We start from the raw sequence: 976 nt of genomic DNA, 5'->3' as shown, positions 1-976 counted from the left end.
CCCATCTCCGACAACTCGCCCACAGTACTCACAAATGCCGCCACAGAGTTGGCAGTCGTGCCGCGAGACTCGCAGAACTGCTTCATGGAAGTGTAGTGTGCTCGATCGTTCGCGGACATCTTGTGCCATTCCATCGCGACCATTTCTCTGAGCGTGTAGCCGGTTACAGGATCGCGCCGGCGGGCGTCCCGGTGTGCGCTTGGTCTCAATAGGTTTTCGCCCATCGGCGTCAGCTTTCCTCCTGGGACGACATAGTTTCGAATCGAGTTAAAGTACGGCTCGCCGTCCGAACAGATCGCTTCTAGCGACGCAACGCGCTCTCCATCCTCCAGCCAATGCCACTGAAGGGCAAATTGTTGGGGGCTACTAAGCTCGTTGAAATGTACCGGCACTTTTCCCTCAGCGGCCGCGCGCAACATTGCTGTTTCCATCTTTGCCAGCATTTCCGCCTTAATCGACGAAGCGCCGGCCTGTGCGGGCATGGTTGCGGCAAGCGCGGAGAACGCTCCGCTTCGCCCGTTACCGCGGGCACTCAGGTCGAGCGGTAACTCACCCGAGTATGGGGGCGACTGTACGAGGGACTGACGCGGCAGGATCTGCCCATTCGGCGAAGCGCCCGCATGCGACCAGACGGGCACCGCCCCAACCGAATGCGGCGTGTTGCTCGCGCCGACAAAGTGCTGGACCGCTGTCATGCTTCCTGAAGGTTGCGCGGGCATTGCCTGCATCGAGCCGATGCCAATGTATACGGCGCCGTGACCGGCCACGTTGAAATGATACATATGAACCCTTCTGTCTTGGAGTCGCTCGCGACTACATCATCTGGGTCGACGCCAGATCAAGTTGGAATGCGCTGGAATTTCGTACGAATTTTCCCGCCAGGCGTCTCACTGGCGCGATGCCGGATGCGCAACCGCTATCGCGGTACCGGCGGAAACCTTGGCTCGTAGTCCGCCGATCCAACCGCTGCGACTGT

General features: G+C 59.8%; 1 protein-coding gene. It reads right to left on the bottom strand.

Annotated elements, in window-relative coordinates:
* On the bottom strand, nt 1-782 hold a 782-nt coding region (locus AB6O04_RS20690; RefSeq protein WP_368566315.1), incomplete at its 3' end, for a hypothetical protein.
* Between the last annotated feature and the right edge of the window lie 194 nt (nt 783-976).

It is taken from the genome of Pseudoxanthomonas sp. UTMC 1351 (genome assembly GCF_040948865.1).
GTDB lineage: Bacteria > Pseudomonadota > Gammaproteobacteria > Xanthomonadales > Xanthomonadaceae > Pseudoxanthomonas_A.
The sequence above is the reverse complement of the archived record's forward strand: the minus strand, read 5'-3'. Positions and strand labels throughout refer to the sequence as shown.